Below are 13,592 nucleotides of genomic sequence, written 5' to 3'. Positions count from 1 at the left end.
CTCAGACGCGCTCGAAGACCACGGCGATGCCTTGGCCACCGCCTATGCACATGGTGGCCAGGGCGTAGCGGCCCTGAATGCGGTGTAGCTCATGGATGGCCTTGGTGGCGATGATCGCACCGGTGGCGCCGACCGGGTGGCCGAGGGAGATACCCGAACCGTTCGGGTTGACCTTTTCCGGGTCGAAGTCCAGCGCACGGGCTACGGCGCAGGCCTGGGCGGCGAAGGCCTCGTTGGACTCGATCACGTCCAGGTCCTGCACACGCAGGCCGGTTTTTTCCAGCACCTTGCGGGTCGCCGGGATCGGGCCCAGGCCCATCAGCTCGGGCTCGACGCCGGCATGGGCGTAAGCCACCAGGCGTGCCAGCGGCTTCAGGCCCAGACGGCGCACGGCGTCACCGCTGGCCAGCACCAGGCCGGCAGCGCCGTCGTTGATGCCACTGGCATTGCCGGCGGTGACGGTGCCGTCTTTCTTGAACACGGTCTTCATGGCGGCCAGTTGTTCTGCGGTGACATCGCCACGCACGTGCTCATCGACGCTGAACTGCACGCTGCCTTTGCGGGTTTTCAGTTCCAGCGGGACGATCTGGCTGGTGAAGCGGCCTTCGGCGATGGCGCGTGCGGCGCGGCGTTGGCTGGTCAGGGCCAGCTCGTCCTGCATTTCACGGGTGATGCCGTGCTTGGCCGAAACGTTCTCGGCGGTGATGCCCATGTGGAAGTGTTCGAAGGGGTCCTGCAGCACGCCGACGGTGTAGTCGATGCCTTGCAAGTCGCCCATGCGCGCGCCCCAACGTGCCTGCGGCAGCAAGTACGGGCCGCGGCTCATGGACTCGGCGCCCGCCGCCAGGGCCACGTCGGTGTCGCCCAGCAGCAGGCACTGCGCTGCCGAAACAATGGCTTGCAAGCCCGAGCCGCACAGGCGGTTGACGTTGAAGGCCGGGGTTTCCTTGGGGATGCCGGCGTTCATCGCCGCCACCCGGGCCAGGTAGGCATCACGCGGCTCGGTGGGGATCACGCTGCCCATCACCATGTGGCCGATCTGCCCGGCATCCACGCCGGCACGCTCGATGGCGGCGCGGGTCACGGCGGTGGCGAGGTCTGCCAGCGGCAGGTCCTTGAGAGAGCCGCCAAAGCCACCAATGGCTGAACGGACGGCACTGACGACGTAGATTTCTGCGCTGCTCATAAGGGCTCCGATTGCGAAGGCATGGCGGGACCGGGCCTGGCTCTGCGAGAATGGCCGGCGATCCCTTTGTCCACCCGAGTCTAGGCAAAGGCTCTGCCAGAGCCTATGCCGGATCTGTTCATTCAACCTGGCAGTTTTTGCCACTCAGCATAGACAGCGAAACCCGCCATGCGCGATAGCGATACGGTCGCCGTGTACTTCCTCAAGGCCATGCTGCACGCCCTGCGCGACCGCCCGGACGTGCGCGATGCACACCTGCGTGCGGTCGGCATCGATCCACAGCTGCTCGACCAGCCCCAGGCCCGCGTGCCGGCCAAGGCATTCGCCCAGCTGTGGCTGGCGCTGATTCAACGGTTGGACGACGAGTTCTTCTGCCTCGACAGCCACGGCATGCCGCTGGGCAGCTTTGCCTTGATCTGCCGCGGCCTGATTCTGGAGCCGAACCTGGAAAAAGCCCTGCGTCAGTGCATGGGCGGTTTTGGCTTGTTCTTGCGTGACCTGCGCGGCAGCCTCACGGTGCGCGCGGGCAGGGCAGTGATCAGCGTGCAGTCGAGCATCGCCGACCCGCTGACCCGGGTATACGCCGAGGAAACCTACCTGGTGCTGATGATCGGCCTGCTGTGCTGGCTGGCGGGGCGGCGCATTGGCATCGACCGCACCGAACTGGCGGTGTCGCGCCCTGCCCAGGACGACGACCTGCTGCTGTGGGGGCCTGACCTGCGCCTGGGCAGTGGGCGTACCGAAGTGGAGTTCGACAGCGCTTACTTGCGCCTGCCCGTGGTGCAGAACCTGCAAGCTTTGAAGGGCTTCTTGCGTAGCGCGCCCCAAGGCCTGGTGATTCGCTTTCGCAACCAGAATGGCCTGGTGGCCGAGGTCTATCGCCACCTGCGTGCGCGGCGCTATGGGCAGTGGCCGACCTTGGCGGCGTTGGCGCAGCTGCAGGGTATCAGCGCCAGCACCTTCCGCCGGCAGTTGGAGCGGGAAGGGCGTTCGTACCAGCAAATCAAGGACGAAGTGCGCCGGGCAATGGCGTTTGAACACCTGCGCGAAGGGGTACTGAGCATCGCCGAAGTGGCTGAGCTGGCGGGGTTTCAGGAACCCAGCGCGTTTCACCGGGCGTTCAAGAAATGGACGGGGCAGAGCCCGGGCAGCTATCGCGCCAGGTTGGTTGCGCGGTAGGTGTGCCAGTATCGGCCGCAAACGGGCCGGTACAGGCAATCAGCAATCGATTACGCCGGAACCATGGCAAACCCGACGCCGAAGCGGTTCCAGGCATTGATGGTGGCGATGGCCAGCGTCAGGTTGACCACTTCCTGCGGCTCGAAATGGGCTTGCAGCGCCTCGTACTCAGGCTGTGGCGCACCGCGCTCCGGCAAGCGGGTCAGGTTTTCTACCCAGGCCAGCGCGGCGCGTTCGCGCGGGGTGAAATAGGCGGTTTCTTGCCACACGCTCAGCGTCTGCAGGCGTGCTTCGGTTTCGCCGGCCTGGCGTGCGTCATTGGCATGCATGTTGATGCAGTAGGCGCAGCCGTTGATCTGCGAAGCGCGCAGGCGCACCAGTTCGAGCAACGAATTTTCCAGGCCGCTCTTGGCCAGCGCCTGTTCCAGGCCAACCATGGCTTTGTAGGCTTCCGGTGCGTGCTTGGCCCATTCGATACGCGTGTTCATGGTGTTCTCCAGAAGGTGTGGGGTGGACATGGCGCTACCTTAGCGCTGCCCGTCGATCGGCCCGATAGCCAATCGCAGCGTTTGCCGGGAGGCCAATCGGTGCATTCAGGTGGCCACTGACGTGCATCCAATCTCTTCATTTCTGTCAACGCCAGCAAGCCGGGATAATGGCCAGGTCTTGCAACAGGAGCACCGATTCATGTCCGAAGCACGCTACATGCGCGAAGCGCTCGATCTGGCCCGTGCCAACATCAAGGCCGGTGGTCGGCCTTTTGGCGCCGTGCTGGTGTATCAGGGGCGCGTGGTGGCACGCGCGGTCAACGAGATCCACAGCAGCCAGGACCCGACCGCCCATGCCGAACTGCTGGCCATTCGCAAGGCCGCGCATGCCCTGGGCCAGGCGCGCCTGGACGGCGCCGAAATCTATGCCAGCGGCCACCCGTGCCCGATGTGCCTGGCGGCCATGCACCTGTGCGGCATCGAACGGGCTTGGTTCGCCTATGGCAACGATGAGGGCGAGCCCTATGGGTTGTCCACGGCCGCAGTCTACGCGCAGATGACGCGCCCGCCGCAGCAACAGAGCCTGCCAGTGCGGGCGCTGAAACCGAGTGGCGAAGCCGACCTGTACCTTGAGTGGCAGCAGGCCAACGCGCAATGAGAGCGGCTTTGAACGTGTTGCTGGTGATGCTGCTGGCACTGAACCTGCGGCCGATCCTTACCAGCATCGGGCCGCTGCTCGAACCCATGCGCGCCAGCACGGGCCTGGGTTACCAGCAGGCGGCGCTACTGACCGCGCTGCCGGTGCTGTGCATGGGCCTGGTGCCGTTGTTGCAACCCTGGCTGCGGCGCTGGATCAGCGAGCATGGCGGCATGCTCGCGGGCCTTGCGGCGATCGCGCTGGCCTGCCTGTGGCGGCTGCAACTGGGCAGCGCCTGGGCGCTCATTGCCAGCGCAGTGGTCGCCGGCCTCGGCGTCGCGGTGGTTCAGGGCATGATGCCGGGGCTGGTCAACCGCTGGTTCCCGGGTCGCCTGGCGGGCGCCATGGGTATGTATTCCGCAGCGCTGATGAGTGGTGGTGGCCTGGCGGCGGTGCTTGGGCCGCATATCAGTGGGTACTTTGGCCACTGGCAGGCCGGGCTGGGCCTGTGGGCCATCCCGGCATTGCTGGCGATGCTGGCCTGGACGCTGCTGCGGCCGCGCCAGGATGCGCCCAAGCTGGCGGGCGCCGCTGGCGGGCACTGGTTCGGTACGCGGCGTGCCTGGTTGCTGGCGTTGTATTTCGGCCTGATCAATGGCGGCTACACCAGCATGGTCGCCTGGCTGCCGGCCTATCACCTGGAGCATGGCGGTACTGCCCAGGGCGGCGGCGACCTGGTGGGCCTGATGACGATCTTTCAGGTTGCCGGCGCGCTGGGCCTGCCGTTGCTGCTGCGTCGCTGGGTGGATCGTCGGCCTGGGTTGTGGCTGGCGCTATCGATCCAGCTGGCAGGTTTCCTTGGCCTGTTGCTGGCGCCAACGCTGTCGATGGGCCTGTGGGTCGCGATGATCGGTTTCGGCCTGGGGGCCTGTTTCAGCCAGAGCCTGACGCTGACCCTGGAGCACCTGAAAACGCCCGCCGAGGCTGGCAGCCTAGCGGCCTTTGTCCAGGGTATCGGCTTTATCATCACCGGTATCGTGCCGTACATCACCGGTTGGCTGCGCGATGTCAGTGGCGACTTTCAGGCGTCATGGACGCTGTTGACGGTGACGGTGCTGGCAATGCTGCTGGTGACAGTGTGTTTCGCGCCACGCGGCTATGCCGCCGCCATCGCACGGCCGGCGGGCAAGGGCCAGGCGGCGCCGGTCAACTGAGGCGTTGCAGGGTATCGCAAACGCGGTCGAGCGCGGTGTCGATGTCGAGCAGCTCGATGGCGCCAAAGCCTAGCACCAGCCCGGGACGCACCGGCACCTCGCTGAAAAACGGTGCCAGCGAATAGAGGCCGACCTCCACCTTGCGTGCGAGGTTGGCCAGCAGTTCGACATCCACCCCAGGCTTGGCCAGCGCACTCAGGTGGAAACCGGCGCTGGCCGGTATGGCGCTGAACCAAGGCGCCAGGTCGCCCTCCAGGCGCGCGAGGATGCGTTCGCGGCGGGCGCTGTAGACGTCGTGGCAGCGGCGGATGTGCCTGTTCAGGTGGCCTTCGCTGATGAAGCGGGCCAGGGCCCATTGCAGCAGGGTCGGGCTGTGCCAGTCGCTGAGGTGCTTGGCCACGCAGGCGGCCTGCAGCACGGCGGGTGGCAGCACCGCATAGCCCAGGCGCAACTCCTGCAACAGGGTCTTGGAGAAGGTCCCGACGTAGGCGACCAGGCCATGTCGGTCAAGGCGCTGCAGGGCGTCGGCGGCGGGCCCTTGGTAGCGGAATTCGCAGTCGTAGTCGTCCTCGATGATCAATGCGCCAAGCTCGGCGGCGCGTGCCAACAAGGCCCGCCTGCGCGGTTCGCTCATCGGCATACCCAATGGGAACTGGTGCGAAGGAGTCACGTAGATCAGCCGTGTGCCATCGGCGATCTGTTCGACGCACATCCCTTCATCATCCACCGCTACTGACTGCAGGCGTGCGCCCAAGGCCAGAAACAGTTGCCGTGCGGGCGGGTAACCGGGGTCTTCCATGGCCACCGGGCAACCGGGTTCGATCAGCACCCGGGCGATCAGGTCGAGCGCCTGTTGCGCACCATTGCACACCAGCACGTCCGCGGCGCTGCAGTGCACGCCGCGGGCGTAGGCGATGTGGTGGGCGATGGCTTCGCGCAGTTCGGGCAGGCCCTGGGCAGTGAACTGCCGCTCTGGATGGCGCTGGCTGCGGCGCAAGGCGTAGTTGAGGCAGCTGCGCCACTGGTCGAAGGGGAACTGCGCCTTGCTCGAGGCGCCGCCGACGAAGTCATAGCGCGACGGTGCTTGCAGTTGCCGCCTGCCCAGCACGGTAGCCCGTTGTTGCCAGCGCTCGAGGGATGCGGCACCCGCCAGGGGGATGGCGGCCACTTCGTTGGTGCGCACAGGCAGTTGCGGGGTAATGAAGGAGCCACGGCCGACCACGCCACTGAGCAGGTTGTCGTAGGTCAGCCGCGAGTAGGCCTCGGCCACGGTCTTGCGTGACACGCCCAGTTGTTCGGCGAGCAGACGGGTGGGTGGCAGTTGGGTGCCAGCGGCCAGGTGGCCGCTGTCGATGCCCGCGCGCAATTGCCGGTACAGCTGGTCGGCCAGGCCTTTGCGGCCTTCAAGGCGGATGTGCAGTTCCATGAAACGGTCCGGAGCAGGGGAATGCTGAGGATAGCGGATCGCGATTCATCGCACAGTGCGAATGTGGCGCTTTACAAGCGTGCCGCACTCACGGTGATGTAGCCCTTGTCGGACAGTGCTATGCGTATTACCGTCTCATCGGTTGGCGCCTTGTGCTTGTGCTTGATACGCACCCCGTCAACCGCAACAGCCTGCATTCTGTGGGTAATGGCACGCCCACTGGCGTCGAAGAAGACCTCGCTGGCCAGCAGCTCGATGCGTTCGATCAACTCACGGGTGCGCTCGTCGGTGGCGCAGAAAAACAGCACCCCCGACAGGTGCGGGTCATCGTCCGGGTTGCTTATTTCGTGGGCGATCAATTCACGCAGGGCGCTGCGTAGTTCGGCGGTGGTGCGGTTCTGTGGGTGCATGCGCAGCCTCCTCTGGATCGAGAATGCTGATCATGTTTTTACTGGTGGAAAGCCACAAGTAAGCCGATTCCGAATAGCTTGTAAGAAAGGTCTGAGTTGGCCAATGGGCAGGTTCCGTCTGTGCGCTGTAGCCTGCCTTTTGGTGCACCTAGATCCAGGCCTGAATCAATTGCAGATCGCGCTGAAGGCTTGGTCACTTCTCCTTGCCGCTATCCCCTGCTGTCCAATCAGCAGCGATCACGGGCTTGCTATGCCTGGTTGTTCTCCGGGTTCAAGGCCGCATCGACGACTTCGATCCAGTGCCTTACTGGTGTGCGCCCGGCCCCGTCGAGGTGGGTTTGGCAGCCAATGTTGGCGGTGACGATAATAGACGGCATGCCGCTTTCCAAGGCGTCGAGGCGGTTGTCGCGCAATTGCCGTGACAGCTCAGGTTGGGTCAACGAGTAGGTTCCGGCCGAGCCGCAGCACAAATGACCGTCCGGCACCGGGGTGAGGGTGAAGCCCAGCCGTGTCAGCAGGCTTTCCACTGCTCCGCTGAGCTTGAGGGCGTGTTGCAGGGTGCAGGGGCAATGGAAGGCCAGGCGTTGTTCGGCGCACAGGCCAAGTTGCTCGACCGGCTCTTCACGCAGCACTTCCACCAGGTCACGGGACAGGGCGCTGACCCGTGCAGCCTTGGCGGCGTACTGCGTGTCCTTCTCCAGCAGGTGGGCATAATCGCGCACAAATGCGCCGCAGCCGCTTGCCGTCTGCACGATGGCTTCGGCACCTGCCTCGATGGCCGGCCACCAAGCGTCGATATTGCGCCGGGCGCGCTGCAAACCCTGGGCCTGGGCGTTGAGGTGGTAATCCACCGCGCCACAGCAACCGGCCTCGCGGATCGGTTCGACGCTGATGCCGAGGCGGTCCAGCAGGCGTGCGGCGGCGGCGTTGGTATTGGGCGACAGTGCAGGCTGCACGCACCCTTCGAGCAACAGCACCCGGCGCGCATGGCGCGGCGCCGGTCTTTGTCCGGGTGCGGCGACCTGGGCCGGCAACTTGCTTTTGAGTAGCGCCGGCAACAGCGGGCGCAGCGCCTGGCCGGTGAAGCTCAGGGCCTTGAACAGTGCGGGGCGCGGCACCACGGCCCGTAGGCCCTGGCGCAGCAGGCGCTGGCCAAGCGGGCGCGGTACTTGTTGTTCGACCACGGCGCGGCCAATGTCCAGCAAGTCGTGGTACTTCACGCCGGAAGGGCAGGTGGTTTCGCAGTTGCGGCAGCTCAGGCAGCGGTCCAGGTGCAGTTGCGTGCTGGTGGTGACCGGCGCGCCTTCGAGCACCTGCTTGATCAGGTAGATGCGCCCGCGTGGCCCGTCCAGTTCGTCGCCGAGCAACTGGTAGGTGGGGCAGGTGGCCGTACAGAACCCACAGTGCACGCAGCTGCGCAGAATGCTTTCGGCCTCTTCGGCGCGGGCCAGGCGTTTGGCGGCTTCGCTCAGATTGGTTTGCATGGCAGGGCCTCACAAGTCCGGGTACAGGCGGCCAGGGTTGAAAATGCCCTGGGGGTCGAGCTGTTGCTTGAGTGCCCGGTGGTAGCGCAATAGGGCCGCAGGCAGTGGTGCGCTGCTGTCCTCACCTGGCGCGTAGCCGGTGACATGGCCGCCGACCTGGGCGACGGCGGCACGAAGCGACTGGGCCGATGCGCTCGACTTCAGCCAGCGCTGCGCACCGCCCCAGTCGATGAGCTGGCGCCCAGGCAAGTTCAGCGCCCCGCTGGCGATGGGCACGGACAACCGCCACAACGGCGCCGGGTCGTCGAAAAAGGCCAGGCGTTGTTCGCGCAGGTCGTGCCAGAACCCGCTGTCGAGCTCGTCGCCCCCCAGGCGTTGGCGTGCCGACTGCACCGAGCCTTCACCGCCTTCCAGGCGCAGGTAAAGTGCCTCGCCGTCATGGCAGGCGGCGCTGATCGGCAGCGGCTGCTGGCCCCATTCGGCCAGTGCCGCGAGCGCCTGCTGGCGGCCCATCGGCAGGCACAGGCTCAGGCATTGGCGCGGCCGCGGCAATACCTTCAGCGACACCTCGGTGAGCAGGCCAAGGCACCCGAAACTGCCGGCCATCAGCCGCGAAAGGTCGTACCCCGCAACATTCTTCATCACCTCGCCCCCAAAGCGCAGCAGCTTGCCGTGGCCGGTGATGACACGAGTGCCGAGCACGTAATCGCGCACCGCCCCGGCCCATGGCCGCCGTGGCCCGGACAAGCCCGCAGCGACTACGCCGCCGAGGGTGGCTTCGGCGCCCAGGTGTGGGGGTTCGCAAGGCAGCATCTGGCCGGCTTCGTGCAGCGCCGCCTCGATCTCCAGCAGCGGCGTGCCAGCGCGTGCGGTAATCACCAGCTCGGTCGGGTCATAGCTGACGATGCCGCGATGGTTGCGGGTATCGACGAGCTCCCCGGTCACCGGGCGGCCCAGCATGGCCTTGCTGTTGCCGCCCTGGATACGCAGCGCGGTGCCCAGCCTCAGTGCCTGGTTGACCTGGTCCAGCAGGGCCTGGCTCATGTCGCGGTCCTTGCTCATCAGAAGCGCTCCAGCTCGGGGAAGGGCAGCTGCCCGTGGTGCACGTGCAGCGCGCCGAACTCGGCGCAGCGGTGCAGGGTAGGGATGTTCTTGCCCGGGTTGAGCAAACCCTGCGGATCGAAAGCGGCCTTGACCGCGTGGAACAGGGTGATTTCGTCGCGGTTGAACTGCGCGCACATCTGGTTGATCTTCTCTCGCCCGACGCCGTGCTCGCCGGTGATGCTGCCGCCCACGGCCACGCACAGTTCGAGGATCTTGCCGCCGATGGCCTCGGCGCGTTCCAGTTCGCCTGGGCGGTTGGCATCGAACAGGATCAACGGGTGCATGTTGCCGTCGCCGGCATGAAACACGTTGGCCACACGCAGGCCGTACTGCTCGGAGAGTTCGCTGATGCCCTTGAGCACCCGGGGCAGCTCGCGGCGGGGGATGGTGCCGTCCATGCAGTAGTAGTCCGGCGAGATGCGCCCCACCGCCGGGAACGCGTTCTTGCGCCCGGCCCAGAAGCGCGCGCGTTCAGCCTCGTCGCAAGCCAGCCGCACCTCGCGGGCGCCTGCCTGGGTCAGCACCGCTGCGACCCGTTGGCAGTCGTCATGCACGTCTGCCTCGACACCATCAAGCTCGCACAGCAGGATCGCCGCCGCGCCCACCGGGTAGCCGGCGTGGATGAAGTCCTCGGCGGCGCGAATCGCCAGGTTGTCCATCATCTCCAGCCCGCCAGGGATGATCCCGGCGGCGATGATCTCGGCCACAGCCCTGCCTGCATCCTCCACGCAGTCGAAACTGGCCAGCAGCACCCGCGCCACCTGGGGCTTGGGCAACAGCTTGACGGTCACCTCGGTGATGATGCCGAGCATGCCTTCGGAGCCGGTGAACAGTGCCAGCAGGTCGAAACCGGGGCTGTCGAGGGCGTCGCTGCCGAGCGTCAGGCGTTCGCCCTCGACCGTGAGCATCTCCACTTTGAGCAGGTTGTGCACGGTCAAACCGTACTTCAGGCAATGCACGCCGCCGGCATTTTCCGCCACATTGCCGCCGATGGTGCAGGCAATCTGTGATGAGGGATCGGGGGCGTAGTACAGGCCATGGGGCGCTGCAGCCTGGGAGATGGCCAGGTTGCGTACCCCGGGCTGAACACGGGCGAAGCGGCCCTGGGCGTTGATTTCGAGAATGCGATTGAAGCGCGCCATCACCAGCAGAATGCCTTTGGCAAGTGGCAAGGCGCCGCCAGAGAGACCGGTGCCGGCACCGCGCGCCACCACCGGCACACCGCGCTGGTGGCACAGTTGCAGCAAGGTCTGCACTTGCTCCAGACGCTCGGGCAGCACCACCAGCAGCGGCACTGTGCGGTAGGCCGAGAGGCCGTCGCATTCATAGGGTTTGAGGTCTTCCGCGCGGTGCAGAATCGCCAGGCCCGGCAACGCTTGATGCAGGGCCTGCAGCAGGGCGGGCAGGTCCACGGCAGGCAGCGCCCCATCGACCCGCTCGTCGTAGAGGATGTTCATCGGCTCACTCGGCGGCAATTGTTATTGTTGCTGGAAGCCTATCATCCCTTCAGCCGACTGCGAGCAATGTGAGAACTGTTGCCGCACAAACCCGCACCTACACACGCTGCGAAAAGGGTAGGGGCGGGTTTGCTCAGGGCGGTATTATCAATGGTCGGCGACAGGGTCGTCCTGCGAGAGTATGGCCCGGGCCAGTTCTTCATCATTGGCCTGCAGGCCGGGATGGTCCTTGCGCGCCTGTTCCAGCGCCGACTCCACATAGGCGCCGCGGATCGCACCACCGCTGGCGACGAACGCAGACAGCTCGTCACGGGCCGGGATGATCCGTTTGTCGTCCTTGAAGGTCGAATACAACGAAGCGGAAACACCGGCCGAGGTGGCCACGTCGCCCGCGTCGACGCGGGCCAAGGCAGCACCGGCAGGCAGCAGGAGCAGCAGCGCGGGGGCGAGGAATAGGTGGCGCATAGCGTATTCTCCAGTAGCGTGAAGCCCAAGGAAATAAACCACTCAGTGTTTAAGAGCGCCTCAACGTGCGAGTAGTTCAATTCCTGGGTTGCCGCCGCATGGCGCCACCAAGCGCCGTTTACGCCAATTGGTAAGTGGTCTTCACCCGGGTAAAAAACTGCCGCGCATGGGTCCCTTGCTCCCGCGAGCCCAGGCTCGAAGCGCCGTTGCCGCCAAACGGCACGTGATAATCCACCCCCGCCGTGGGCAGGTTGACCATCACCATCCCCGCTGAACTGTGCCGTTTGAAATGCTCGGCGTGGCGCAGCGAAGTGGTCACGATCCCGGCTGAAAGGCCAAATGCAGTGTCCTCGGCAGCCGCAAACGCCGCGTCGTAATCACTCACCTTGAGCACACTCAGCACCGGCCCGAAGATCTCCTCGCGGTAGATGCGCATCTGCGGCGTGACCTCGGTGAACAGGGCGGGGGTGAACAGGTAGGCCCCGGCCTGGTTGTCGATACGCTCCCCACCACACACCAGCTTCGCGCCCTGCTCAAGGCCAGAGGCCACGTACGACAGGTTCTGCTCCAACTGCCGGCTATCGACCACGGGGCCGATGTCGGTAGCCGCTTGCAACGCATCGCCCACCTTCAGCGCGCGGGTGCGCTCCGCCAGGCGCGCCACGAAGGCGTCATGAATACCTTCGGTGACGATGACCCGAGAACTGGCCGTGCAGCGCTGGCCGGTGCTGTAGAACGAGCCGTTCAGTGCCACCTCCACTGCCTGTTCAAGGTCCGCATCGTCCAGCACGATCAACGGGTTTTTGCCCCCCATCTCCAGTTGCACTTTCTTCATGCCTTCGGCGGCCAGCCTGGCGATCTGCCGGCCGGTGTGCTCGGAACCTGTGAAGCTGATGCCATCAACCAGCGGCGAGCGGATCAGGGTGTCGCCCACGCTGCGCCCTGGCCCGATCAGCAGGTTGAACACCCCGGCGGGCAAGCCGGCCCGCGAGATGATCTCGGCCAGCGCCCAGGCCGAGGAGGGCACCCGTTCGGCCGGCTTGAACACCACGCAGTTACCGAAACACAGCGCCGGGGCGATCTTCCACGCCGGGATGGCGATCGGGAAGTTCCACGGGGCGATGATGGCGACCACGCCCAGTGGCTGGGTGAACACATCGATGCCCACGTCCTGGCGCACCGATGGGTACTTTTCGCCTTCGGCGCGCAGGGCTTCCTGGGCGTAGAACTTGAACGAACGGCCGGCCCGGTCGACTTCGCCCAGTGCCTCACGCAGCACCTTGCCTTCCTCGCGGGCCAGCAGCGTGGCCAGTTCTTCGCGGCGGGCAAGTATTTCTGTGCCAATGAAGTCCAGTGCGTCGGCGCGTTGCTGCGGGTTGCTGCGGGCCCAGGCGGGCGCGGCCCGGCGGGCAGCCAGCAGGGCCCGCTCGGTCAGCGCCTGGTCGGCCCGCACGAAACGCTCGACCACCTCGCTGGGGTTGGACGGGTTGCAGTTTTCCAGCACATCATTGCTGCTGTCCAGCGCGACGAAGGCGCCATCGACATAGTTGCTCTTGGTGACCAGGGTCATGCGCTTCGGATCCTTTTTGCGTTGGCTTGGCGGGCGACGAAAGCGCTGATGTTGTCCACGGCGCTGTCCATCAACTGCTGCATGGCATCTTCACTGCTCCAGGCGATGTGCGGGTTGAGCAAGAAGTCGTCGCGGTCGATCAGCTGGAACAGCGGGTTGCTCGGGTGCAGCGGCTCCTGCTCGACCACATCCAGTGCCACGCCGCCCAGGCGGCCTGCCTGCAGCGCCTGGATCAGCGCAGCCTCATTGACCACGCCGCCACGGCCGGTATTGACCACCACGGCATCGGGCTTCATCAGCGCCAACTGCGCGGCATCGATCAGGTTGTAGGTGGCCGGCGTCAGTGGGCAGTTGATCGACAGCACGTCGCAGCTGCGCAGCAATTCGGCCAACGGTCGGCAGTCCGGGCCCTGGCGCTTGCCGCCGCGGTCTTCGAACAGCACCTGCATGCCGAAGGCTCGCGCCAGGTGCGCCAGGCGCAGGGCGATCGGGCCGCTGCCGATGATCGCCAACTGCTTGTCGCGCACATCGCGGATGCGGTGGTTGAAGTAGATGTTCTGGTACGGTTTCTCGCCGGCATGCACCTGGCGCATCAGCCGGGTGAACGCGGCCGGGCGGCGGAACAGTTCGAGGATCATCGCCAGGCTGTGCTCGGCCACGGTGTTGGCGGCATAGCCCGGCACGCTGGCGACCTCGATGCCATGGGCGTCGCAGTAATCGACGTCGACGATATCGCGGCCAGTGAGGGCCAGCGAGATCATCTTCAGCTTCGGCAACTGGCGCAGGTGTTCCTCACGCAGTGGCACGCTGCAGGTGAAGGCGATGGTCGCGTCCTGCAGGTGGTCGAGCATCTGCTCGGGGCAGGTGTAGGCAAACTGCTGCCAGGTGTGCGCGCAGTCGGGGCGCTTGAGGCGCGTGGAGGGCGCCAGGCCCTCGTCGTCGAGCAGTACGATATGTTCGCTCACGGTCCGT

13 protein-coding genes are annotated in these 13,592 nt (G+C 65.8%); 3 read left to right on the top strand and 10 right to left on the bottom strand.

The features are described from left to right. Position 1: 1 nt before the first annotated feature. Entirely contained in the window at positions 2-1,186 is a 1,185-nt protein-coding gene (locus LOY26_RS16345) for an acetyl-CoA C-acyltransferase family protein (RefSeq protein ID WP_033698835.1), read from the bottom strand. Between the two features lie 168 nt (positions 1,187-1,354). Between LOY26_RS16345 and LOY26_RS16340 the strand changes: the two genes are divergently transcribed. Beyond that, positions 1,355-2,365, top strand: a complete 1,011-nt coding sequence (locus LOY26_RS16340; protein WP_258713843.1) for an AraC family transcriptional regulator — start codon at positions 1,355-1,357, stop codon at positions 2,363-2,365. Positions 2,366-2,415: 50 nt separating this feature from the next. Here LOY26_RS16340 and LOY26_RS16335 read toward each other — a convergent pair whose 3' ends face one another. Next, positions 2,416-2,853, bottom strand: a complete 438-nt coding sequence (locus LOY26_RS16335; protein WP_186661299.1) for a carboxymuconolactone decarboxylase family protein — start codon at positions 2,851-2,853, stop codon at positions 2,416-2,418. Between the two features lie 199 nt (positions 2,854-3,052). Between LOY26_RS16335 and LOY26_RS16330 the strand changes: the two genes are divergently transcribed. After that, positions 3,053-3,511: a nucleoside deaminase gene (locus LOY26_RS16330; RefSeq protein ID WP_186663128.1), complete on the top strand. Its 459-nt coding sequence runs from the start codon at positions 3,053-3,055 to the stop codon at positions 3,509-3,511. Continuing rightward, positions 3,508-4,704 carry a cyanate transporter gene (locus LOY26_RS16325; RefSeq protein ID WP_186661264.1) on the top strand — a complete coding sequence of 399 codons (1,197 nt, stop codon included), beginning with the start codon at positions 3,508-3,510 and terminating at the stop codon, positions 4,702-4,704. Before LOY26_RS16330 ends, LOY26_RS16325 begins: the two co-directional genes overlap by 4 nt. On the opposite strand, the gene LOY26_RS16320 is transcribed toward LOY26_RS16325, so the two are convergent. The 8 genes from LOY26_RS16320 to LOY26_RS16285 all read right to left on the bottom strand — a co-directional run bounded on the left by LOY26_RS16320 (position 4,697) and on the right by LOY26_RS16285 (position 13,585). After that, positions 4,697-6,130 carry a PLP-dependent aminotransferase family protein gene (locus LOY26_RS16320; RefSeq protein WP_186663126.1) on the bottom strand — a complete coding sequence of 478 codons (1,434 nt, stop codon included), beginning with the start codon at positions 6,128-6,130 and terminating at the stop codon, positions 4,697-4,699. The two genes, LOY26_RS16325 and LOY26_RS16320, sit on opposite strands and share 8 nt — an antisense overlap. 71 nt (positions 6,131-6,201) lie before the next feature. Next, positions 6,202-6,540 carry a hypothetical protein gene (locus LOY26_RS16315; RefSeq protein ID WP_186661260.1) on the bottom strand — a complete coding sequence of 113 codons (339 nt, stop codon included), beginning with the start codon at positions 6,538-6,540 and terminating at the stop codon, positions 6,202-6,204. Positions 6,541-6,788: 248 nt separating this feature from the next. Beyond that, on the bottom strand, positions 6,789-8,024 hold the full coding sequence (glcF, locus tag LOY26_RS16310; RefSeq protein WP_258713842.1) for a glycolate oxidase subunit GlcF: 1,236 nt from the start codon (positions 8,022-8,024) through the stop codon (positions 6,789-6,791). A 9-nt stretch (positions 8,025-8,033) separates the two neighbouring features. Beyond that, complete coding sequence (gene glcE, locus LOY26_RS16305; RefSeq protein WP_258713841.1) at positions 8,034-9,086, bottom strand: glycolate oxidase subunit GlcE; 1,053 nt, start codon at positions 9,084-9,086, stop codon at positions 8,034-8,036. Further along, on the bottom strand, positions 9,086-10,585 hold the full coding sequence (gene glcD, locus LOY26_RS16300; protein ID WP_258713840.1) for a glycolate oxidase subunit GlcD: 1,500 nt from the start codon (positions 10,583-10,585) through the stop codon (positions 9,086-9,088). The genes glcE and glcD overlap by 1 nt, the downstream gene beginning before the upstream one ends. 147 nt (positions 10,586-10,732) lie before the next feature. Next, positions 10,733-11,050: a DUF2388 domain-containing protein gene (locus LOY26_RS16295; protein WP_012271811.1), complete on the bottom strand. Its 318-nt coding sequence runs from the start codon at positions 11,048-11,050 to the stop codon at positions 10,733-10,735. A 118-nt stretch (positions 11,051-11,168) separates the two neighbouring features. Further along, positions 11,169-12,620, bottom strand: a complete 1,452-nt coding sequence (locus LOY26_RS16290) for an aldehyde dehydrogenase family protein (protein WP_258713839.1) — start codon at positions 12,618-12,620, stop codon at positions 11,169-11,171. Next, positions 12,617-13,585 carry an NAD(P)-dependent oxidoreductase gene (locus LOY26_RS16285; RefSeq protein ID WP_047580973.1) on the bottom strand — a complete coding sequence of 323 codons (969 nt, stop codon included), beginning with the start codon at positions 13,583-13,585 and terminating at the stop codon, positions 12,617-12,619. The genes LOY26_RS16290 and LOY26_RS16285 overlap by 4 nt, the downstream gene beginning before the upstream one ends. Between the last annotated feature and the right edge of the window lie 7 nt (positions 13,586-13,592).

The sequence above is a fragment of the Pseudomonas sp. B21-047 genome (genome assembly GCF_024748775.1).
GTDB lineage: Bacteria > Pseudomonadota > Gammaproteobacteria > Pseudomonadales > Pseudomonadaceae > Aquipseudomonas > Aquipseudomonas capeferrum.
The sequence above is the reverse complement of the archived record's forward strand: the minus strand, read 5'-3'. Positions and strand labels throughout refer to the sequence as shown.